Origin of the sequence: Arenimonas terrae (assembly GCF_006265115.1) — a bacterium.
GTDB lineage: Bacteria > Pseudomonadota > Gammaproteobacteria > Xanthomonadales > Xanthomonadaceae > Arenimonas > Arenimonas terrae.
In genome coordinates, this window is sequence record NZ_SMDR01000003.1 from 215,148 (window position 1) to 237,008 (window position 21,861).

17 protein-coding genes and 1 pseudogene are annotated in these 21,861 nt (G+C 70.6%); 5 read left to right on the forward strand and 13 right to left on the reverse strand.

The annotated features are described in order from the left end of the window. Positions 1–74 precede the first annotated feature (74 nt). The gene (locus E1B00_RS12670) at positions 75–638 is read left to right on the forward strand and encodes an ECF-type sigma factor (protein WP_139449338.1); all 564 of its coding nucleotides are present in this window, start codon (positions 75–77) and stop codon (positions 636–638) included. Positions 639–653: 15 nt separating this feature from the next. Then, entirely contained in the window at positions 654–3,464 is a 2,811-nt protein-coding gene (locus tag E1B00_RS12675) for a serine/threonine-protein kinase (protein ID WP_139449340.1), read from the forward strand. A gap of 6 nt (positions 3,465–3,470) precedes the next feature. Here E1B00_RS12675 and E1B00_RS12680 read toward each other — a convergent pair whose 3' ends face one another. From E1B00_RS12680 to E1B00_RS12690, 3 genes are all read right to left on the reverse strand, one after another. Then, the gene (locus E1B00_RS12680; protein ID WP_139449342.1) at positions 3,471–4,103 is read right to left on the reverse strand and encodes a thymidine kinase; all 633 of its coding nucleotides are present in this window, start codon (positions 4,101–4,103) and stop codon (positions 3,471–3,473) included. A 69-nt stretch (positions 4,104–4,172) separates the two neighbouring features. Further along, complete coding sequence (locus tag E1B00_RS12685) at positions 4,173–4,931, reverse strand: tetratricopeptide repeat protein (RefSeq protein ID WP_139449344.1); 759 nt, start codon at positions 4,929–4,931, stop codon at positions 4,173–4,175. A gap of 164 nt (positions 4,932–5,095) precedes the next feature. After that, positions 5,096–5,836 (reverse strand): pseudouridine synthase, encoded by a 741-nt coding sequence (locus E1B00_RS12690; protein WP_139449346.1) that lies wholly within the window; start codon positions 5,834–5,836, stop codon positions 5,096–5,098. A gap of 90 nt (positions 5,837–5,926) precedes the next feature. Between E1B00_RS12690 and E1B00_RS12695 the strand changes: the two genes are divergently transcribed. Both E1B00_RS12695 and E1B00_RS12700 read left to right on the forward strand, forming a co-directional pair. Continuing rightward, positions 5,927–7,495, forward strand: coding sequence for a M23 family metallopeptidase (locus E1B00_RS12695; protein WP_139449348.1), 1,569 nt, complete (start codon positions 5,927–5,929; stop codon positions 7,493–7,495). A gap of 79 nt (positions 7,496–7,574) precedes the next feature. Next, positions 7,575–9,158 (forward strand): M23 family metallopeptidase, encoded by a 1,584-nt coding sequence (locus E1B00_RS12700; RefSeq protein ID WP_139449350.1) that lies wholly within the window; start codon positions 7,575–7,577, stop codon positions 9,156–9,158. A 67-nt stretch (positions 9,159–9,225) separates the two neighbouring features. Here the strand turns inward: E1B00_RS12700 and ubiB are convergent, their stop codons facing one another. From ubiB to E1B00_RS12735, 7 genes are all read right to left on the reverse strand, one after another. Beyond that, the gene (gene ubiB, locus E1B00_RS12705; RefSeq protein ID WP_139449783.1) at positions 9,226–10,872 is read right to left on the reverse strand and encodes a ubiquinone biosynthesis regulatory protein kinase UbiB; all 1,647 of its coding nucleotides are present in this window, start codon (positions 10,870–10,872) and stop codon (positions 9,226–9,228) included. A gap of 35 nt (positions 10,873–10,907) precedes the next feature. Continuing rightward, positions 10,908–11,540 (reverse strand): ubiquinone biosynthesis accessory factor UbiJ, encoded by a 633-nt coding sequence (locus tag E1B00_RS12710; protein ID WP_139449352.1) that lies wholly within the window; start codon positions 11,538–11,540, stop codon positions 10,908–10,910. A 52-nt stretch (positions 11,541–11,592) separates the two neighbouring features. After that, entirely contained in the window at positions 11,593–11,748 is a 156-nt protein-coding gene (locus E1B00_RS12715) for a DUF1328 domain-containing protein (protein ID WP_139449354.1), read from the reverse strand. A 140-nt stretch (positions 11,749–11,888) separates the two neighbouring features. Next, the gene (oleD, locus tag E1B00_RS12720) at positions 11,889–12,887 is read right to left on the reverse strand and encodes a 2-alkyl-3-oxoalkanoate reductase (protein ID WP_139449356.1); all 999 of its coding nucleotides are present in this window, start codon (positions 12,885–12,887) and stop codon (positions 11,889–11,891) included. Beyond that, positions 12,884–14,569 carry an olefin beta-lactone synthetase gene (gene oleC, locus E1B00_RS12725; protein ID WP_139449358.1) on the reverse strand — a complete coding sequence of 562 codons (1,686 nt, stop codon included), beginning with the start codon at positions 14,567–14,569 and terminating at the stop codon, positions 12,884–12,886. Before oleC ends, oleD begins: the two co-directional genes overlap by 4 nt. 72 nt (positions 14,570–14,641) lie before the next feature. Beyond that, positions 14,642–15,571, reverse strand: coding sequence for an alpha/beta fold hydrolase (locus E1B00_RS12730; protein ID WP_139449359.1), 930 nt, complete (start codon positions 15,569–15,571; stop codon positions 14,642–14,644). A 60-nt stretch (positions 15,572–15,631) separates the two neighbouring features. Continuing rightward, the gene (locus E1B00_RS12735) at positions 15,632–16,051 is read right to left on the reverse strand and encodes an Lrp/AsnC family transcriptional regulator (protein ID WP_139449361.1); all 420 of its coding nucleotides are present in this window, start codon (positions 16,049–16,051) and stop codon (positions 15,632–15,634) included. Positions 16,052–16,179: 128 nt separating this feature from the next. Here E1B00_RS12735 and E1B00_RS12740 point away from each other — a divergent pair, with 128 nt between their 5' ends. Then, positions 16,180–17,232, forward strand: a complete 1,053-nt coding sequence (locus tag E1B00_RS12740; RefSeq protein WP_246048705.1) for an ornithine cyclodeaminase — start codon at positions 16,180–16,182, stop codon at positions 17,230–17,232. Between the two features lie 119 nt (positions 17,233–17,351). Here E1B00_RS12740 and E1B00_RS12745 read toward each other — a convergent pair whose 3' ends face one another. The 3 genes and pseudogenes from E1B00_RS12745 to E1B00_RS12755 all read right to left on the reverse strand — a co-directional run bounded on the left by E1B00_RS12745 (position 17,352) and on the right by E1B00_RS12755 (position 21,792). Beyond that, positions 17,352–18,368: a 3-oxoacyl-ACP synthase III gene (locus tag E1B00_RS12745; protein ID WP_139449363.1), complete on the reverse strand. Its 1,017-nt coding sequence runs from the start codon at positions 18,366–18,368 to the stop codon at positions 17,352–17,354. 178 nt (positions 18,369–18,546) lie between these two features. Continuing rightward, positions 18,547–18,855 (reverse strand): annotated as a pseudogene (locus E1B00_RS12750) (DUF4156 domain-containing protein); the annotation flags it as partial. A 69-nt stretch (positions 18,856–18,924) separates the two neighbouring features. Beyond that, positions 18,925–21,792: a M16 family metallopeptidase gene (locus E1B00_RS12755; protein WP_139449368.1), complete on the reverse strand. Its 2,868-nt coding sequence runs from the start codon at positions 21,790–21,792 to the stop codon at positions 18,925–18,927. Between the last annotated feature and the right edge of the window lie 69 nt (positions 21,793–21,861).

Below are 21,861 nucleotides of genomic sequence, written 5' to 3' on the forward strand. Positions count from 1 at the left end.
GCCCGGCATTGACGCCCCCCGGCTCCAATGCGGCTATATTGTCGGCAACCCGCGCAGACGGGCCCCGGGGACCCATGAACGAAACTGCCGAAATCACCCAGTGGTTGAGCGCCGCCCGTGGCGGCGACAAGTCCGCGCTCGACCGGGTGCTGGCGACGCTGTACCGCGAACTGCACGGCATGGCCCGGCGCCAGCTGGGCGGCCAGCAGCAGGGCCACACCCTGGACACCACCGCCCTGGTGCACGAGGCCTACCTCAAGCTCGCCGGCCGCGCCGAAGCCGAGTTCGAGGACCGCGCCCACTTCTTCGCCTACGCCGCCAGCGCCATGCGCAGCGTCGTGGTCGACTACGCCCGCCAGCGCATGGCGGTGAAACGCGGCGGCGACCTGCACCGCGTCACCGACCTGCCCGAGGATGCCGGCGGCGGCATGCGCCTGGACGAGGACATGCTCGGCCTGGATGTCGCGCTCAACAAACTCAATGACCTCGACCCGCGCCTGGCCCAGGTCGTGGAGATGCGCTATTTCGCCGGCCTGTCGGAAACCGAGATCGCCGGCCTGCTGAAACGTTCCGAGCGCAGCGTGCGCCGCGACTGGCAGAAGGCCCGCATGTTCCTGCTGGCGGCCCTGCAGGGCTGAGGCTGGCGCGCCCGCGTGGACACCGAACGCTGGTCCACGATCTCGGCCCTGCTCGATGAGCTGCTCGAACTCGACCCGCCGGTGCGCAAGCGCCGGCTGGCCGAAGTCGCCGCCGGCGATCCGGCCCTGGGCGCCGAACTCGAACGCCTGATGGCGCTGGAGGACGACCGCCCCGACTTCCTGTCCCAATCGGTGGTCGACGCCGCCGTGTTCGCGCCCCAGGCCGGGCAGCAGATCGGCCCCTACAAGCTCGAACACCCGCTGGGCGAAGGCGGCATGGGCCAGGTCTGGCTGGCGCTGCGTGCCGACGGGCTCTACCACCGGCGCGTGGCGCTGAAGCTGCTGCGCCCGGGCCTGGGCGACGCCGGCCTGCGCACCCGTTTCACCCGCGAACGGCAGATCCTGGCGCGCCTGGGCCACGCCCACATCGCCCGCCTGCTCGACGCCGGCGTCAGCAGCGACGGCCAGCCCTATCTGGCGCTGGACTACGTGCAGGGCGAACCGATCACCCAGCACGCGCAGAAGCTGGGCCTGCCCACCGCCGACCGGCTGCGGCTGTTCCTGCAGGTCTGCGCCGCGGTCAGCCATGCGCACGCCAACCTGGTGGTGCACCGCGACCTCAAGCCCTCGAACATCCTGGTGACCTCGGCCGGCGAGGTCTGCCTGCTCGACTTCGGCATCGCCAAGCTGCTCGACGAGGCCGACTCGGGCCACACCGAGATCACCGGCACCGGCACCCGCGCCTTCACCCTGTACTACGCCGCACCCGAACAGCTCCGCCACGGCGCCATCACCACCATGACCGACGTGTATTCGCTCGGCGTGGTGCTGTACGAACTGCTGGTCGGCCGCAAACCCTACGACCCGGCGCGCACGTCCGACGCCGCCTGGGAGGAAGCCATCCTCGAGGCCGACCCCGTGCGGCCCTCGCAGGCCGCGCTGCGCCAGGCGCGCGAGACCGGCCTGATGGCGCCGCGCCGGCTCGCCCGCGAACTCGGCGGCGACCTCGACAACATCCTGCTCAAGGCGCTGGCGAAGGCGCCCGACGACCGCTACGTCTCGGTCGAAGCCCTGGCCCAGGACCTGCGCCGCCACCTCGACGGCGAACCGGTGCTGGCGCGGCCGCAGAGTCTGGGCTACCGCACGGCCAAGTTCGTGCGACGCAATTCGCTGGCCCTGCTGATGAGCGTGGTGGTGGGCGGCCTGCTGGTATCGGCCCTGGTGTTCGTGTCCTGGCAGGCCCGCCGGGCGATCGCCGAGGCGCAGCGCGCGCAGGCGATGCAGGATTTCGTGGTGGCGCTGTTCGAGAACACCGAACAGGCCGGCGACGGCAGCCTGGACGTGCGCATCCTGCTCGACGCCGGCGTGCGCCGCGCCGACACCGAACTGCTGGGCGAACCGCAGACCCGCGCCGAACTGCTGGGCCTGGTGGCGCGCCTGCGCCAGGGCCTGGGCGACGACCGCCAGGCGCTGGAGCTGCTGGACCGGCAGTCGCAGGTGCTTGCGACACTGGCCGGCGAAGCGCCGGCGCGCCTGGGCATCGAGGCCGCGGCACTGCGCGGCCGCAGCCTGCGCGCGCTCGGCCAACCCGAGGTCTGCGTGCGCACCCTGATGCCCTGGCTGCCGCTGAGCCAGCTGCAGGCGCCGCGCGATCCGCGCGCGGTGTCGGAATTCCTGTCCCAGCTCGGCCGCTGCCACCGCAGCCTCGGCGGGCTGGAAGTGGCGCGCGACCTGTTCGGCCAGGCGCTGGCCCTGCGCACCGGCCTGGACGAGGCCAAGCCGCTGCAGGCCGAAAGCCAGGCCGACCTCGCCGGCCTGCTGGCCGACGAAGGCCGCAACGAAGAGGCGATCACCGCCACCCGCGCCGCGCTCGCCCTGCTGCGCGAAAGCGGCGGCGACCGCAACGCGCTGGGCGTGGAGATCTGGCGCGAGCTCGGCGGCCTCTACCGCAGCATCGGCGACACGATGGAGAGCGAGGCCTCGTACCGCCAGGCGCTGGAGATCGCGCTCACCCGCTTCGGCCCCAACCATCCGGCCAGCACCGGCGTGCAGCGGCCGCTGGGCCGCGTGCTGGTCGAGACCGGCAAGCTCGAGGAGGCCGAGCGCCTGCTGCGCCAGGCGCACGAACGGCTGCTCACGCGTTTCGGGCCGGAACATCCGGAAGTGGCGGCCTCCTGGCAGCAGCTGGGCCGCCTCGCCTGGGAACAGGGCCGCGCGGCGCAGGCGCAGGACGCTTTCCAGCGCAGCCTGCAGCTGCGCCGGCGCAGCAACGAGCTGGCCACGCACGCCAGCGTGCTCTGCGACCTGGCCGAAACGCGGCTCGCGCTCGGGCAGCCCGACAGCGCCGAATTCCTGGCGCGCGAATGCCAACAGCTCGGGATCGATCCGGCGCCGACACTGGCCGGACGCGCCGAGCTGCTGCTGGCCGACGTGGCGCTGGCGCGCGACAACGCCGAAGCCGCCAAGGCCCTGCACGCCGCGGCGGAACAGCGCCTGCTGGCCGCGGGTTTCGACCCCGCGGCGCCGGCGCTGATGCCGCTGCAGTTCGCGCGGGCGCGCCTGGCGCTGCGCAGCGGCGATTACGCCGGCGCGCAGGCGGGAATCGACTCCCTGCGCGCGCAGCGGCGTGGCCGCGGCGTGGACCAGGAACAGTGGACCTGGCGTCTGGATGCCCTGCAGGCCGACCTGGAATGCCGCACCGGCCGCAGCGCCGAAGGCCGCGTCCGCCGCGACGCCACGCTGGCGGCCGCCATCGCCCGGCAGCCGGAGCGCCAGCGCCTGCTGGATGAACTGGCGAGACTCGGCGCGGGCTGCGGCCGCGGCTGAGTCGGCTCAGTCGCCGCGATCGAGCGGCAGCTGCGGCTGCTGCAGGTCGATGTAACCCTCGCCCGCCATCACCTTCTTGAACTCGCCGCGGCTGACCGAGACGTAGCGGTCGTTGCCGCCGATCTCGACCTGCGGGCCATCGGTGATCGCGCGGCCGTGTTCGTCCACGCGCACCACCATCGTCGCCTTGCGGCCGGTGTGGCAGATGGTCTTGATCTCGACCAGGTTGTCGGCCCAGGCCAGCAGGTACTGGCTGCCCTCGAAGAGCTCGCCGCGGAAGTCGGTGCGCAGGCCGTAGGCCAGCACCGGCACGTTCAGCCGGTCGACGATCTCGGTGATCTGCCACACCTGCGCCTTGGACAGGAACTGCGCCTCGTCCACCAGCACGCAATGCAGGGCGCCGTTGGCGGCGATGTCGGCGGCGGCCAGCGCCTGCAGGTCGTCGTCGCGGCCGAAGATGGTGCCGCGCGCCTTCAGGCCGATGCGCGAGGCCACCACGCCCTCGCCGTAGCGGTCGTCCAGCCGCGGCGTGAGGATGAGCGTGCGCATGCCGCGCTCGTGGTAGTTGTGCGCGCTCTGCAGCAGGGTGGTGGTCTTCCCGGCGTTCATCGCCGAGTAGTAGAAGTAGAGCTTGGCCAAGACGACGATCCGGCGTGGGGCGGGGCCGCCATTATCGCCCCTGCGGCCCGCCCTGTCCGGTGCGCCGGGTCAGCGCGGATCGCCGCCTTCTTCGGCCGCGGCATCGGCCGCCGGCTCGTTGAGGTCGGTCATCACTTCGCCGACGTCCACGCTGCCCTTGCCGGGCTTCTTCCAGTCGTAGTCCTGCCAGCGCCAGTACAGGGCCGGGTTCCAGAACTTCTCGTGGTAGTACTGCGAGCCGTCGACACTGCGCATGCCGCCCGGCGTCGGGATCCTGATCTCGAGCGCGCCGACAAAACCGACGCGGCTGCCGGTCATGCGCCGGCGCTCGCGGATCAGCACCTTCTCCAGGCGCGGCTTGGCCGCGGCATCGCCGTATTCGTCGTACAGCGCCTGGCCGATCGGCACGGCGCGCTCGCGCTCTTCCGGCGTCAGCTGGGCCCAGAACTGCTCGCGCTTGGCCAGCAGCACCGGGTAGGCGCGTTCGGCGGCCAGGTCCATCCAGGCGTAGGCGGTGGCGCGGTCGACGTCGACGCCCTGGCCGTTCCAGTACATCTCGGCGATCACGCCCTGCGAGGGTTTGTCGCCGTAGCGCGCGGCGCGGCGGAAATCGTCGAGCGCGCGCTTGTAGTTCTTGTCCTCGAGCGAGTCCAGGCCCTGCAGGCGGTTGCCCAGGTCCGGATGCGCGGTGAGGAAGCCCGAGGACGTCATGATGGCCTTGTCGTCCACGCCGACGTCCTTGGGCGGCGCGGCGTCCTGCTGGGCGGACACGGGCGCGGCAACGGCGGTGGACAGGGCGATCAGCAGCGCAGCGGCGAGACGGTTCATGGTGGTGCTCCGGGGGAGGGTGCGAGCGGACTATAGGCCCGGGAAATGACCGCGCCAGCCGCCAGAGGTCATGTTTCCCGCAAGCCTGCGACGAAACCCGTCGATCCGCGGATGAAGGCCGGCGCGCGCGCGACGGTGCGGCGCCGGCCGGCATCCCTTTCCGGTCAGGGCGCCGTTTCCGCGCCGAACCCCAGCAGCGCCATCGCCTTGCCCCACTCCGCGTCGCCGGGCGCGCGCACTTCGATGCGGCGGCCGTCGAGCGGATGCGGGAAGGCCAGCCGCGCCGCGTGCAGCAGCATGCGGTGCACGCCGCGCGTGCGGAAGGCGAGGTTGTGGCGGCCGTCGCCATGGCTGGAATCGCCGACCAGGTGGTGGTGCAGGTGCTTGAGGTGGCGGCGGATCTGCCGGAAGCGTCCGGTCAGCGGCGTGCAGCACAGCAGCGCGTAGCGCGAGGTCGGATGCTGCGCGCTGGGCCAGTCCACTTCGGCCTGCGCCAGGGTGCGGAAAGCGGTCTGCGCGGGTTTTTTCTGCGGCTTGCCGGGGCCGCCGTCGAGCGGGTGGTCGATCAGCCCTTCGGCCGGCTCCGGCCAGCCGCGGCACACGGCCAGGTAGTCCTTCTCGAACTCGCGCTCCATCAGGCGTTTTCCCAGCGCCGAGGCGCTGTCGCGGTCGAAGGCCAGCAGCAGGCAGCCGCTGGTGGCGCGGTCGAGCCGATGCACCAGGAACACCGGCCGGCCGAACTGGTCGCGCAGGCGGTCGGCGGCGAAGTCGGTTTCGCCGCGGGCCAGGGCGCTGTCGTGCACCATCAGGCCGGCGGGCTTGTTGACCACGGCCAGCTGGTCGTCGGCGTAGAGGACGTCGAGAGCGAGGGACACGGCGGGAACCGGGGGCGGAGGGGGCGCCATGGTCGCACGGCTTGCCGCCAGATCCGGCACAGGCAAGCCCCGGGGCGCGGGCGTAAGCTCGAAACGCACCGCCGACTGACGGACCCTGCCATGACCCTGCGCCGACCCTGCCTGATCGCCCTTCTGGTCCTGTCCGCCGCGTCGGCCGGCGCCCGACCGCCCGACGGCGGCCACACGATGGCGGCCGACCAGGCCAGCGACCAGGTCTCGGCCGACTTCGACAAGCAGCTGGTGCAGCGCGTGAACGAGAACCTGGCCACCCTGGCCCGGGCCGGCAAGGCGCCGGTGTTGGCGCCGCCGCGCACCCAGGCCATCACCGGCATGACCTGGCCGATGGGCCCGGTGGATGGCATCGGCACCGCCTGGAGCGGCATCTCGAACTTCGTCGACCTCAACCTGGCCTACCCCAACCAGCTGCGCGACTACACCTGCGCCACCCGCACCTACGACAACGCCGGCGGCTACAACCACCGCGGCATCGACTACTTCATCTGGCCCTTCCCCTGGCACCTGATGGACAGCGGCGCGGTGGACGTGATCGCCGCGGCGCCCGGCACGCTGATTGAAAAGCGCGACGGCTATAACGACCGCTCGTGTTCGTTCGACGCGCCCGACACCGCCAACTACGTGATCATCCTGCACAGCGACGGCAGCATCGCCCGCTACCTGCACCTCAAGCGCGGCTCGGTGACGACGCTGCCGATCGGCAGCGTCGTCACCGCCGGCACGGTGCTGGGCAAGGTCGGCAGCTCGGGCATTTCGACCGGGCCGCACCTGCACTTCGAGCTGCGCGCCACCAATGCCGTGAACGCACCCGTGGTCGACCCGAACAACGGCCAGTGCAACACCATCCCGACCAGCTGGGCCAGCCAGCGGCCCTATCGCGACACCCGCATCAACCGCCTTTCCACGCACAGCGAACCGCCGGTGTTCCCGGTCTGCCCGAACACCTTCGACCAGCCCAACTTCAAGGACAGCTTCGCGCCCGGCGATGCGCTGACCGTGGTGTCGGCCTACCGCGATATCGGCCGCGGCATGGTCACGCAGTTCCGCATCCTGCGCCCGGACCAGTCGGCCTTCGCCAGCTGGAGCTTCGACATGGCCGAAGAGGGCGACACGCCGCCCTATTACAACGGCGCCTACTGGTACTGGAACCACGTGCTGCCGTCGAACGCGCCCCAGGGGCTGTGGACGGTCGAAGCGACGCTCAACGGCCAGGTCACCACCCACACCTTCCAGGTGCGCACCGGCGCGGTGACCGAGGACGGCCCGCTGCCGCCGGAGCTGTCGGGCAGCTGGTACCACGTCGGCACCAGCGGCCAGGGTTTCAACATGGAACTGGTGAACGACCGGCGCTTCCTGCTGTATTTCTACGGCTACGACGACAGCGGCCGGCACCTGTGGCTGTACGGCGACTACGACCCGGCCGCGCGCACCTTCGACTACGGCGAGCCGATGGACGTGCCGATGTACTTCGTCAGCGGCGGCCGTTTCAACGGCTTCGACCCCGATGCCATCACCAGCCGCGTCTGGGGCACGGCCAGCGTCCAGTTCATCAGCTGCAAACGCGCCAGCGTGGTGCTGACCGGCGAAACCGGCACCCAGACCCTGGTGCTGGACAAGCTGCTGACGCCGGTGGGGCTGACCTGCAGCGACTGAGGCCGCGGCGCCGGCGCCGGCATGCGCCCGCCGGTGGCTTGGCGTAACCTTGCCCGGTGACCATCCGGGGGGAACCACCATGCGACTCAATTGCCACCGTTTCGCGCTCGGCTTCGCCGCGCTGCTGTCCGCCGGCACCGTGCAGGCCACGCCGCCCGACGGCGGCAAGGTGTTCACCGGCGACCTCGCCGCGGACCGCACCTCCGACGCGCTCGATCGCCGGCTGGTGGACGAGGTCAGCCGCAATCTGGCAACGCTCAAGCAGCGCGGCATCACGCCGGCGGGTTCGATCCAGTCGGTCGGCGGTCCGCGCCCGCCCGGCACGCCGCAGGCGGTCAGCGGCATGGTCTGGCCGCTGGGACCGGTGAACGGCGGCGGCACGCAGTGGCACGGCATCTCCAACTTCGTCGACCTCAACCCCGCGTTCCCGAACCAGGTGCAGGACTACACCTGCGGCACCCGCACCTACGACACCGCCAACGGCTACAACCACCGCGGCATCGACTATTTCATCTGGCCCTTCGCCTGGACCCTGATGGATTCGGGCGCGGTGGACGTGCTGGCGGTCGCGCCCGGCACCCTGGTGGCCAAGGGCGACGGCAACGACGACCGTTCATGCTCGTTCAACGCGCCCGACACGCCCAACTACGCGGTGGTGATGCACGCCGACGGCAGCGTCGCGCGCTACCTGCACATGAAAACCGGCTCGGTGACTTCCCTGCCGATCGGCTCACCCGTTCCCGCCGGCACGCCGCTGGGCAAGGTCGGCAGCTCGGGCGTGTCCACCGGCCCGCACCTGCACCTGGAGCTGCGCGCCAGCAACACCGCCGGCGCCGCCGTGATCGAACCGCACACCGGCGCCTGCAACGTCAGCACCACGATGAGCTTCGCGCAGACCCGCCCCTACCGCGAGCCGCGCATCAACCGCCTGAGCACGCACAGCGCCGCGCCGCAGGTGCCGAGTTGCCCGAGCACGACCGAATCCCCGAACTTCAAGAACGATTTCGTGCCGGGCGACCCGATCGTCTTCACGGCCGCCTACCGCGACCAGGGTTCGGGCCAGGCCACCAGCTACCGCGTGCTGCGGCCGGACGGCAGCGTCTTCAGCAACTGGAACCATGCCCAGAACTCGGGCTCGACCTACAACGGCTCGTACTGGTACTGGAGCAATACCCTGCCGGCGAACGCGCCGACCGGCCTGTGGACCTTCGAGGCGACCTTCGAGGGCCTGACCACGCGCCACAGCTTCCAGGTGGCCGACGGCACGCCGGCGGCGGCGGCCGCGTTCCCGGTCGAACTCTCGGGCAGCTGGTACAACACCTCGACCTCCGGCCAGGGCTTCAACCTGGACATGGTCGGCGAGAACCGGTTCCTGCTGTATTTCTACGGCTACGACAACCTGGGCAAGCAGCTGTGGCTGTACGGCGACTTCAATCCCGGCGCGGCGGCCTTCGCCTACGACGTGCCGGTGGAGCTGGACATGTACGTGCTCGAAGGCGGCGGCTTCCAGGTCTTCACCCCGCCGGCCAACCGCGTCTGGGGCACCGCCCGCCTGATCTTCGAAACCTGCCGGCGCGCCACCATCGAACTCACCGGCGAAAGCGGCACGCAGATCCTGCAGCTCGACAAGCTCAACACCACGCGCGGCCTGAGCTGCCCATAAGGTGAAAATCCGGGGTCAGAGTGCATTTATCTTCCGCGGGAAGATAAATGCACTCTGACCCCGGATTTCAGCGTCGGGGCCAGGCTGCCAGGAAGGCGCCGAACGCGCCCAGGCCGGCGATGCCGGCCACGGCGGGGATACCGTAGAAGCGCGGGCCGCCGGATTCGAGCGCGAACAGCACGGCGGCCACGATCATCAGGCCGGTGCCGAGGATGGCGTAGACGGTCTGGCGCTGGCCGGCCTTCGAGATGCGCGCCAGTTCCGCCAGGTCCTCGCTGCGCATGTGGATGCTGTGCTGGCCGCGCACCTGCTGGGCCAGGAAATCGTGCAGCAGGCGCGGCATGTCGGGCGCGTGCGTGATCAGCTCGGGCAGGCGCTTGCGGAACTCGGCGCCCAGCGTCTGCGGGCTGTAGCGCTCGCGCAGGATCTTCTCCAGCACCGGGCGCGCTTCGGCCCAGATGTCGAGCTTGGGGTCGAGCAGGCGGCCGACGCCTTCGATGTTGAGCAGGGTCTTCTGCAGCAGGATGAGCTGGGGCTGCAGGGTCAACTCGTAGCGCTGTGCGGTCTTGAACAGCTTCACCAGCACCTCGCCCAGCGAGATCTCGCTGAGCGGGCGGGTGAAGTACGGCTCGCACACCGCGCGCGTGGCCGCCTCGAGTTCATCGATGCGGATGTGCGCCGGCATCCAGCCGGCCTCGACGTGCAGCTCGGCGATGCGGCGGTAGTCGCGCTGGAAGATCGCCATGAAGTTCTCGGCCAGGTAGTACTGGTCGCGGCGGTCCAGCTGGCCGACGATGCCGAAGTCGATGGCGATGAAGCGCGGGTTTTCCTTTCGGGTCGCGTCCACCCAGATGTTGCCGGCGTGGGCGTCGGCGTGGAAGAAGTTGTCGCGGAACACCTGGGCGTAGAACACGCGCACGCCCTTGGCGGCCAGGGCCTTGCGGTCGATGCCGGCGGCGTCGAGCGCGGCGATGTCGTCGCTGGGGATGCCGCGCACGCGCTCCATCGTCAGCACGGTTTCGGTGCTGTAGTCCCAGAACACCTCGGGCACGTACAGGTCGTCGCTGCCCAGCCAGGTGCGGCGCATCAGGCTGGCGTTGGCGCCCTCCCGCTGCAGGTCGAGTTCGGCGTGCAGCGTGGCTTCGATCTCCGACACCACTTCCTGGGCACGGATCTTCTCGGCGTTCGGGTGGTGGCGGTCGGCCAGCGAGGCCAGGGTGCGCAGCAGCTCGATGTCGGCGGCGATGCGCTTGCGGATGTCGGGGCGCAGCACCTTGACCACGACCTCGCGGCCGTTGTGCAGGCGGGCGGCGTGCACCTGGGCGATGGACGCCGAGGCCAGCGGTTCGAGGTCGAAGCCCGAGAACACCGCAGTAACCGGGCGGCCCAGAGCCGCTTCGACCAGGGCCAGGGCGGCGTCGCCGGGGAAGGGCGCCACGCGGTCCTGCAGCAGGGCCAGCTCTTCGGCGATGTCCGGCGGCAGCAGGTCGCGGCGGGTGGACAGCACCTGGCCGATCTTGACGAAGATCGGGCCCAGCTCCTGCAGCGCCAGTCGCAGGCGCTGGCCGCGCGGCAGGTCGGCGGCGTCCTTGGCCGGGGTCAGCGGCCGCAGCAGCCAGAGCCAGCGGCCGAAGGCGGTGTCTTCGAGGAAATCGCCGAGCCGGTGCCGCAGCAGCACCCGGGCGATGCCGAGCGCGCGCAGCGTGGACGTGATCCCCCGGGAACCGCCGCGCACCAGGCCGGCGGCGCTCACGCGCGCGGCTCCAGCCGGGCCAGGCGCGCGGCCAGGCGTTCGGCGCGGTCGCGCAGGGTGTCCACGTCGTCGTGGAAGGCGGCCAGTTCGGCCTTGCCGACCAGGTCCCGGGATTCTTCGGTGAGGTAGTCGACGGCGTCGCGGCTGAAGCCCTTCGCGAAACCGGCGCCGGCCTTGAGCGCCTCGCGCAGGCCGCGCGCGACCTGCGGCCCGATCACCGGGCCGAACACGTCGGCGAAGGGTTTTTCCCAGTCGGGATCGAAACGTTTCGCAAGCTGCTGCAGCGTGCGCGCCAGGTCGGCGTCGCCGTTGATGCGGACCTTGCCCACCGGCGGCGCGTCATTGCGGCGCAAAAAGGGCAGCTGCGACAGCACGCCCGACAGCGTGGCGCGGATGCCCAAGTCGGGCTCCTGCGTGGGCGGCCCGACCTTGAGGCGGCCGGCGTCCACGGTGATGTCGAGCGCCACCGGCGGGGCCTCCAGGGCCAGGCCGATGCGCCGGCCGCCGAGGCGCTCGAGCGCCGCAGCGGTGTCCGGGTCCAGGGCGACGAGCCGGTTCAAGGCCTGTTCCAGCGCGCGGCCGGCCAGGGGCTTGAGGGCGTCGAAAGGGGAAGCGGCAGGGTCCGTCATGCCGCCATTCTAGCGGGCCGGCGCCGGCATCGCGCCGGCGCCGGCCCCGCGGCTAGGCGGCCTTCCGGAGGAAGGAGACGATCGCCAGGATCAGGAAGATGACGAACAGGACCTTGGCGATGGTGGCGGCCAGGCCTGCCAGTGCGCCAAAGCCGAGCACGGCGGCAATGATGGCGACGACGAGAAAGATCAGCGCGTAATGGAGCATGGTTGCTCTCCTTGTTCGTGGGCCCCTTGTGGGACGTTCCGAAGCTAGCCTCCTGAAGCTGAACTCGCGCCCACGGGTTCAGCCGCGGGTTCGCCGCGATTCAGCGCCGTGAGCGGGGCGTGAGCAACGCGTGACGCGGCTCAGGCGCGCGTGCGCCACCACGCGGCGAGGCGCTGCAGGCCTTCGGCCGTGCCCACCGTCGGCACGTAGCCGAAATCGCGCTGCGCGGCCGAGATGTCGTACCAGTGCGGCGTGGAGAGCTGTTCGGCGAGGAAACGCGTCATCGGCGGTTCGCCCTCGAGCCGCAGCAGGGTCCACGCGCCCTCGAGCAGTGCGCCCGCGGCATAGGCCAGCGGATACGGCAGGCTGCCGGTCACCGGCGCGACGCCGGCGGCGGCGAGCATGTCGTTGACGATCTGGCGCACCGGCCGCGGTTCGCCGTTGGAGATGAAATAGGCCCTGCCGGCGCAGGCCGCACCGGGCGCCAGCGCGCGGAAGGCGGCGACATGCGCCTGCGCGGCGTTGTCGATGTAGGTGGTGTCCATGCGGTTGTGGCCGCCGCCGATGAAGCGCAGGCGGCCGGCGCGCGCGCGTTCGACCAGGCGCGGCAGCAGCTGGGTGTCGCCCGGGCCCCAGATCAGGCGCGGTCGCAGCGCGACGGTGGCGAGCGCGGCGTCGTTGGCGGCCAGCACTTCCTTTTCGGCGATCAGCTTGGTGGCGGGATAGGGCGCCTTGAAGCCGTGGCCGTAGGGCGTGTCGCGCTCGTTGCCGCCCTCCACCGGCGTGCGGCCGCTGTGGGTGACGCTGGGCGTCGAGGTGTACACGAGGCGGCCGATGCCGTGCGCGCGCATCGCCGCCAGCACGTTGCGGGTGCCGGTGACGTTCGCGCTGAAGTAGCTCTCGTGGCTACCCCAGGCGCCGGCCTTGGCGGCGTTGTGGAAGACCGCATCCTGGCCGGCAAAGGCGGCGTGCACCGCCGCGGCGTCGGCGAGATCGCCGCGCAGCTGGCGCACGCCCATCGTTTCCAGCGCCGGCGAATGGCTGCGCTGGAAGCTGGTCACGGCGTGGCCTTCGGATTGCAGCGCGTGGCACAGCGCCTGGCCGAGGAATCCCGCACCGCCGGTCACCAGAACTTTCATCCGCTCCTCGCTGTTGCAGTCCGCAGCCGTTTCGCCGCCCACACGGCCAGCTGCTCGCGGCCAATCTTGGCGTTGTGGCGGATGTCGACCGGGAAGCCCGGGTGCACCAGGTAGTGCTCGATCCGCGCGGTATGCACGAAGCCCAGGGACAGGCGCCGCAGTTCGTCCAGCACGCGCGCGTGTTCCGGGGCCGGCAGGCCGGCGCGCATCTCCACGCACAGCACCGGCGTCTGTTTTCCAGGTTCGCCGACCCCGACCAGGGCCGTGCGGCGAACATCCGGGTGCACGTTGAACACCGGCTCCACCTGCTCGGTGTACAGCCCGCCGAGTTCGGTGCGCACGCGATGCGACTTGCGGCCGCAGAACCACAGCCGTCCCTGCGCGTCGAAACGGCCCAGGTCGCCCATGCGGTGCACGATGCGCGTGCTTCCGTCGGGCAGGGTCTCGGCGATCTTCGCCAGCGCCGTGGCCTGCGGGCGGTTGAAATATTCGTCGGTGGCGGTGGGGCCGGCGACGGTGATCTCGCCGATCGCTTCCACGCCCAGCACCTGCGCCTGCGACCAGTCGGCGATGGCCGCGTCGGTGATGGCGATGATGCGCACCTCGTTCGGCGCCACCGGGCGGCCGACGCAGGTGCCGGCACCGTGTTCGGTGGCCTCGCGCGTGGCCTGCAGTTCGGCGCCTTCGATCACGGCCACGGGCAGGCATTCGGTGGCGCCGTAGGGCGTCCAGAACTGCGCTTGCGGCGGCAGCAGCCCGCGCATCGTCGCGACGACATCGGCGGGCACCGGCGCCCCTGCGGATGTGACGCGGCGCAACGTCGGCAGCGGCGCGCCGTGCTCGGCCAGCACGCGCATCAGGGCCGGCGAACCGAACAACTGGTCGACGCCGAAGCGCGCGATCGCGTCATGCAGCTTGCGCGGATCGGCGTTCGCCGGCCGGGTGGGATCCATGTCGGGAATGATCGAGCTCACGCCCAGCGCCGGATCGAACAGCGCGAAAGGCGGGAAGGTCGGCAGGTCCACGCCGCCGGCTTCGATGCCGAAGGCATCGCGCAGCATGTCCACCTGCGCGACGAAGTGCCGGTGCCGGTACACCACGCCCTTGGGCACGCCGGTCGAGCCCGAGGTGAACAGGATCGCCGCGACCTCGTCGGGCGCGGTCGCGGCGAGCTGCGGACCGGCATCGCGGCCGTCGGCCTCCACCTGCGCCAGCGTTGGCCCGCCCCAGAACCAGCGGCGCCCGACGGTGACCCGCAATTGCGCGCTGCGCGCCCAGCGCAGCAGCACGCGCGCCGCCTGTGCCAGCGGGATGCCGATGAAGGCCTGCGGCTGCGCTTCGTCCAGGCATTGTTTGAGGGCGCGTTTGTCGATGCCGGGATCGACCAGCACCGGCACCACGCCGGCCTTGAACAGCGCGAACATCAGCAGGAAGAACTCCGGCGACGGCCGCACCATCACCACCGCGCGCTGGCCGCGCACCAGGCCGTGCCTGGCCAGGCCGGCGGCGAGCGCGTCGGAGCGGCGGTCGAGCTGGGCGTAGCTCAGCGTGACGTCGTAGGCCGCGAAAGCGTTCGCGCCGCGGCCGCCGGGGCAGCGCATGGCGATGCGCTCCGGCGCCTGCGCCGCCAGCCGCGGCAGCGCCGCGGCGATGTTGCACACAAATCCGGGGTCAGAGTGCATTTATCTTTCCATTCGCGGCACGACCGAACGACCCATGCTCGAAGAAAGATAAATGCACTCTGACCCCGGATTTCAGAGCAGGTTGCGGTCGAGGAAGTCGCGGATGCGCGGCACCAGGACTTCGTGCTTGTCTTCGAGCACGTAGTGGCCGGCGTCTTCGTAGATCTGCTTCTCGGCGCGCGGCAGCGCGTCCTCGAAACCCTTGAGGAAATGGTGGTCGAACACGAAGTCCTTCAGGCCCCAGCCGATGAAGGCCGGACGGTCGGCGAAGGCGGGCAGGCGGCGTCCGGCGTCCTCGACCAGGTCCCAGGCCCGGTCGCCGTGCTGCAGCGGGATGTCCTGCACGAAGCGCACGGTGGAGATGCGGTTGGCCCAGCTGTCGTAAGGCGCCAGCAGCGCGGCCTTCACGTCCGGGTCCAGCGGCCGCACCACGCCGTCGCGCGCGGCGCCGGCGGCGAAGGCGTTGGCGCCGCGGATCAGCCACTCGCCCAGCATCCAGTTGCGGCCCAGGTTCAGCTGCCAGGGCAGGGCCTTGGCCGCGGGCAGCGGGAAAGCGGCGGTGTTGAGGATGATCAGTCGCTTCACGCGCGAGGCGTGCTTGAGCGCCCAGCCGAAACCGACCATGCCGCCCCAGTCGTGCACGGCCAGGGTGATGTCGTCGCCCAGGTCGAGCATGTCCAGCAGCCGGTCCAGGTCCTGCACGCGGTTGCGCAGCGTGTAGCCGTAGGCCTTGTCGTCGGGTTTGTCCGACAGGCCCATGCCGATGTGGTCGGGCACGATGCAGCGGTAGTCGTCCTGCAGGCCGCGCACCAGGTGGCGCCAGTAGTAGGACCAGGACGGGTTGCCGTGCAGCATCACGACCGGATCGCCCTCGCCCTCGTCCAGGTAGGACTGGCTCAGCCCGCTCGGGTGCACGAAGGTCTTCGGGGTCCAGGGGTAATCCGGGAACGGGCCCTTGGCCAGGACGCGGGACTGTTCGGGGGTCAGGGCGGCGGTATTCATAGGGGCGGGATTCTACTTGAACGGGCGCGGTCGCCCGACTCCGCAGACGCCGGCGGTCCGTCAGCCCCGCAGCGTCTGCAGATGCACGCTGGTCTCGCTGGCGCTGACGCCTTCGATGCCGCGGATGCGCTCGAGCGTGGCCGAGAGCTCGGCAAGGCTGCCGACCCGCAGCTCCGCCAGCAGGTCCCAGCGGCCATTGGTGTCGTGCAGCGCGGCCACGCCGGGTTCGCCCAGCAGGGCCCGGATCACGCGGTGCTGGTTGCCTTCGACGGCCAGCGAGGTCCAGGCGCGGATCTCGTCCGGGGCCGCGTCGGGGCGCAGGCGTACGGTGTAGCCGGTGATCACGCCCTCCTGCTGCAGGCGCGCCATGCGGTTGGTGATGGTGCCGCGGGACACGCCCAGGGCCTTGGCCAGGTCGGCCACCGCGGCGCGGCCGTCGTGGCGGAGCTTGGCGATCAGGCGGTGATCGAGGTCGTCCATCCGGGCATTCCGTCATTCTGTGATGCCGTTTTAGCAGATTTCTGGCGATATCAAAGCATTCTTGCCATATCGCCCTGACGCACCGCTCCGGACAATGGTGCCGACTGACCGCCACCCGGAGACCGCCCATGGCCATGACCCAGCTCACCACCCAGGACCTGACCCGCATCGTCGCCAGCTACGGCCTGCCGACCCTGCTCGGCCGCCTCGTGGACTACCTGGAGGCCGACTTCCGCCGCTGGCCCGAGTTCGACAAGAGCCCGCGCTCGGCCGCGCATTCGCCGATGGGCGTGATCGAACTGATGCCGGTCGCCGACGCGAAGGACTACAGCTTCAAATACGTCAACGGCCACCCGGGCAACACGAAGCTGGGCCTGTCCACCGTGGTCGCCTTCGGCGTGCTGGCCGACATGGACACCGGCATGCCGACCCTGATCAGCGAACTGACCCTGACCACGGCCCTGCGCACCGCCGCCACCTCGGTGATGGCGGCCAAGCTGCTGGCGCGCAAGGACGCGACGTCCATGGCTCTGATCGGGAACGGCGCCCAGAGCGAGTTCCAGGCGCTGGCCTTCCATCACCTGATGGGCATCGACGAGGTCCGCGTGTTCGACACCGACCCGGCCGCGACCGACAAGCTGGTGCGCAACCTCGCCGCCGCGGCGCCGTCCCTGCGCGTGCTGCGCAGCGCCAGCGTCGCCCAGGCCGTGCGCGGCGCGTCGATCGTCACCACCGTCACTGCCGACAAGGCCAATGCCGACATCCTGACCGCGGAAATGATCGAGCCCGGCATGCACATCAACGGCGTCGGCGGCGACTGCCCCGGCAAGACCGAACTCGCGCCCGAGGCGGTGAAGATGTGCTCGGTGTTCGTCGAGTTCGAGCCGCAGTCGCGCATCGAGGGCGAACTGCAGCAGATGCCGGCCGACTTCCCCGCCACCGAACTGTGGGAAGTGCTGACGCTGCGCTCCGCCGGCCGCCGCAGCGGCGTCGAGGTGACGCTGTTCGATTCGGTCGGTTTCGCGCTGGAGGACTACTCGGCGCTGCGCCTGGTGCGCGACTGCGCGAAGGAGCTGGGCCTGGGCCGCGAGGCCGAGCTGATTCCGGCGCTGCGCGACCCGAAGGACCTGTTCGGCGAACTGGCGGCCGCGCCGGCCGGGGCGCGGCTGCGGGTGGCCTGAGGCCCGCGGGCTCCGCGGCACCTGAAACGGAAAAGCCCGCCGGAAGGCGGGCTTTTGGCGATGGCGCTGTTCAACTCCGCCGCCCTCTCCCGCGCCGGGAGAGGACGTGGATCAGGGGTTTACCAGACCACTTCCGCCATCGAGCAGTTCAGGCCCGAGCCGATGCCCAGCAGGGCGACGCGGTCGCCCTTCTTCAGGCGGCCCATCTCGCGCAGCTTGCTCAGCACGATCGGCACCGAGGCCGGGCCGATGTTGCCGTGCTCGTTGAAGATGGTCAGCACCTTCTTCGGGTCGATGCCGAAGGCCTTGATGAAGGCCTGGGTGTGCACCTGGCTGACCTGGTGGATGACGAACTCGTCCAGCTCCTCCACCACCCAGCCCAGGGCCTGGCGCGCAGCGCCGAAGGTGGCGGTGGCCAGCTTCAGGCCTTCGATCAGCAGCATGCGGGTGTCGGTGACCATGCGGTCGAGGTTGCCGCGGCACAGGGTGTTCCACTGCGTGGCGGCCTTGGTGACGCCGCCGCGGTACTTGGGCGCGTCCGGGGTCAGCTCGGCGCGCGAGAGCACCATCGCGGCGGCGCCGCAGCCGAGCGTGAGCGTGGCCAGCTCGTTGCGGAACTGCTCTTCGGTGACGTCCGGGGCGCTCAGGCGCTCGAGCGTCTTCTTGTAGGCCAGGTTGGCGGTCTCGCCGTCCACGACCAGGGCGTATTCGATCTCGCCGCGCTCGATCATGCGGCTGGCGATGTCCATGCCGTTGAGGAAGGCCAGGCAGGCGTTGGCGACGTCGAAGTTCTGGCAGTTCTCGCCCAGGCCCAGGTTGCCCGAAACGATGGACGCCGTGGACGGCTCCAGGAAGTCGCGGCTCACCGAGGTGTTGACCAGCAGGCCGATCTTGGCGCGGTCGATGCCGGCGTCGGCGATCGCCTTCTCGGCGGCCAGGGTGGCGGCGTCGGAGGCTTCGACCTCGTCGCCCCAGAGGCGGCGCGCATAGATGCCGGCGATGTCCTGCAGGACGTCGGTCTTGATGCCGAGCCGGTCCATCGTGGGCTGGAGCTGGGCGTTGATATCAGCCGAGCTCAGGCGGTTGGGCGCATCGATGTGCGCGAGGCCGGCAATGGAAACGTGCTGGAACAGCATGGGCAGGGTCGCCTTCGGGGAAACCCGCGAAGATTACCCGTTTCGGCCCCCCGGCTCCACTTCGGGCCGGGGCGGCGTGAAGACCGTGACCCGGTCCTCAGTCCTCGATCGGGTTCACGGTGCCCGGTTCCGAGCCGGCCGACGGGGTGCCGGCAGCGGTTCCCGGACGGGCGCTGCCGCAGCGGAAGGCCAGGAAACGCTGTTCGCCGTCCACCGGCTCGCCCTTGGGCTGCACGGTGTCGGCCTGCAGTCCCGGCGCCTCGTTGCGGGCCAGGGTCTCGAGCTCGTCGCGGACCTTGATGTCGTTGCGCTCGTAGGGCCCCAGGCGGTTCTTCACCGAGACCGAGACCTCGCCGCGCTTCTCGCAGACGCTCATGTCCTGGCCGGCGCGCGCCACCCGCACCTCGGAGCCGCCCGGTGCCATCTTCACCCAGGTACAGGCGGTGACGAGGGGAATCAGAAGCAAAGCCGTCGCAAGGGTTCGCATGAAGGACTCTCCAAAGAATACGGGCGGGATTGTCGCCCCGCCCGTACTGAACCGGCAATGACGCCGGGCTTATTTCTTCGCGGCCGGCTTGCCGTCGGCGTCCACCACCTGCACCTCGCCCAGGTTCAGGGCGCGCACCGGGGCTTCGATCTTGCTCAGGTCGCCCACCACGACCCAGGTCAGGGCCTCGGGCTTGAGCGTGCCGGCGACGGCCTGCACGACGTCCGGGGTCAGGGCCTCGATCTTGGCGCGGCGCTGCACCACGTAATCGTCCGGGCGGTTGAAGCGCACGATGCCGCCGATGGCGCCCATCACCGCGCCCGCGGTTTCGTAGGAACCCGGCAGGCTGCGGATCTCGGTGGCCTGGATCTTGGCCACTTCCTCCGGCTTGGCCGGCGACTTGCCCGAGGCGTAGTCGGCGATCTCGCGCTGCAGCTCGGCGATCGACTCGGCGGTCTTGTCGATCTGCACCGCCGCGAACGCCATCCACGGCCGCTGGCCCTTGGCGCCCTGCACGAAGCTGTAGGAACCGTAGGCCCAGTGCTTGTCCTCGCGCAGGTTCATGTTCAGGCGCGAGCTGAACTCGCCGCCCAGCACCGAGTTGGCGATCTCGAACTCGGTCGCCTTCGGGTCCATGGTCGAGGGCACGACCTGGCCGACGAAGACATTGGCCTGGATCGCGCCCGGCTGGTCGACCAGGAACACGCGCGGCTTGGCCGGCAGGGCCACGGCCGGCACGGCCACCGGCGTCGGCGCGGCGCCTTCGCCCTTCCAGCTGCCCAGGTGCTTCTCGAGCACCGGCAGGATCTCGGCCAGGGTGGTGTCGCCGGTGACGATCAGGGTGGCGCCTTCCGGACGCACCCACTGCTTGTGGAAGGCGACCAGGTCGTCGCGGGTCAGCGAGGCGATGGAGGCCTCGGTGCCGCTGCCGCTGAACGGGATCGCGTAGGGATGGCCCTCGCCGTAGACCAGCGGCGGCAGCAGGCGCTGCGCGGCCGAGTTCGGACGCGCCTTCTCCTGCTTGATGCCGGCGATCCAGGTCTGGCGCACGCGTTCGATCTCCTTGTCGTCGAAACGCGGCTCGCGCAGCATCTGCGCGTACAGCGCCACCGACGCGTCCAGGTTCTCCTTCAGCGCCGACAGGTAGGCGTTGCCGCCGTCGAGCGCCGCACCGGCGCCGAGGTTGGCGCCCAGGCGCTCGGCCTGGTCGGCGAAGGCGAGCGCATCGAACTTGCCCGAACCCTCGTCGAGCATGCCGAAGGTGAAGCTGGCGGTGCCGAGCTTGCGGCCCACGTCGGCCACATAACCACCGGGCAGCTCCAGGCTCATCTGCACGACGGGGATGACGTGGCGCTCGGCAAGGATCACCTTGATGCCGTTGCTCAGCTCGCCGCGCTGCAGCGCCGGGAACGACAGCGCCGGGAACTCGGTGGTCTGCGGCACGCCCTTGCTGCGGTCGACGGTGCTGGGCGTGGTGGTGTACTTCGGGTCGGCGGCCGGCACCGGCGCCATGTCCGGATGCGCGGTGCTCGCTTCCTCGACGGTGGGCACGCGCTCGCCCGGCGTGACCACGATGGTGTGGTCGCCGCGCGACAGCCAGCGCTTGCCGGCGGCCACCAGGTCGGCGCCCGAGGCGGTTTCGATGGTGCGCAGGCTCTCACGGAAGCAGCCCGGGTCGCCGGCGAACACGGCGCATTCGGCCAGCGCGTCGGCCTTGCCGCCGAAGCCGCCGATGCGCTCGATGCCGCGGATGAAGCCGGCCTTGAACACGGTGCGCGCCTGCTCGAGCTCGGCGGCGCTCGGGCCCTCGGCGAGCAGCTTCGCCAGCTCCTCGTCCAGCGCCTTCTCGACCGTGGCCACGTCCACGCCCTGCTTCACGTCGACCTGGATGAAAAACAGGCCGCCCAGCAGGTTCGGCCAGGCGCCTGCCGAAACGCTGTCGGCGATCTTGTCCTGGAACACCAGGCGCTTGTCCAGGCGCGAGCTGCGCGAGCCGCCCAGGACCTGCGACAGCAGCTGCAGGCGCTCGACATCGGCCTGGCCGTATTCGGCGGTATTCCAGGCGCGGTAGACGCGCGCCTGCGGCACGTTGTCGGTGAAGGTGTCGCGGGTGGAGGTGGTGCGCGGCGCCGGGTCGACCTTGGGCTGGGCCATGGTCGGGCCGGCCGGGATGTGGCCGAAGTACTTGGCCACCTTCTCCTTCGCGGTGGCCAGGTCGATGTCGCCGGCGAGCACCAGCACGGCGTTGTTCGGGCCGTACCAGGTCTTGAAGAAGCGCTGCACGTCGTCGAGCGAGGCGGCGTTGAGGTCGCTCATCGAGCCGATGGTGGTCCAGCTGTACGGGTGGCCCTTGGGATAGCTGGCCTTGAGCAGGCGCTCGAACACCTGGCCGTAGGGCTGGTTCTCGCCCTGGCGCTTCTCGTTCTGCACCACGCCGCGCTGCTCGTCCAGCAGCTCCTGGGTCACCGAGCCGATGAAGTGGCCCATGCGGTCGGACTCCATCCACAGCGCCATGTCGAGCGCGGTGGTGGGCACATTCTGGAAGTAGTTGGTGCGGTCGGAGTTGGTGGTGCCGTTCTGGTCGGTGGTGCCGACCAGCTCGAAGGGCTCGAAGAACTCGCCCTTGTAGTTCTCGCTGCCCTGGAACATCAGGTGCTCGAACAGGTGTGCGAAGCCGGTGCGGCCCGGGCGCTCGTTCTTGGCGCCGACCTGGTACCAGATGTTGACCGAGACGATCGGCGCCTTGCGGTCGGTGTGCACGATCACGCGCAGGCCGTTGGGCAGGGTGAACTGGTCGAAGGCGATGTCGGCGGCGGGCGCGGGCGCGGCCTGCTCCTTCGCGATGGCCTCCGGGGCGTTGAGCGGCGAGAAGCCGGCGACGGCGAGGCCGAGGGCCAGGGCGAGCGCGCTCAGGCGCGGGCGGCGGATCGGGGTCATTCGGATACCTTGCAGGGACAGCCGGAAAGTCCGGGGGACCCGAATCCTAGCCTGCCTTGACGGGGCATA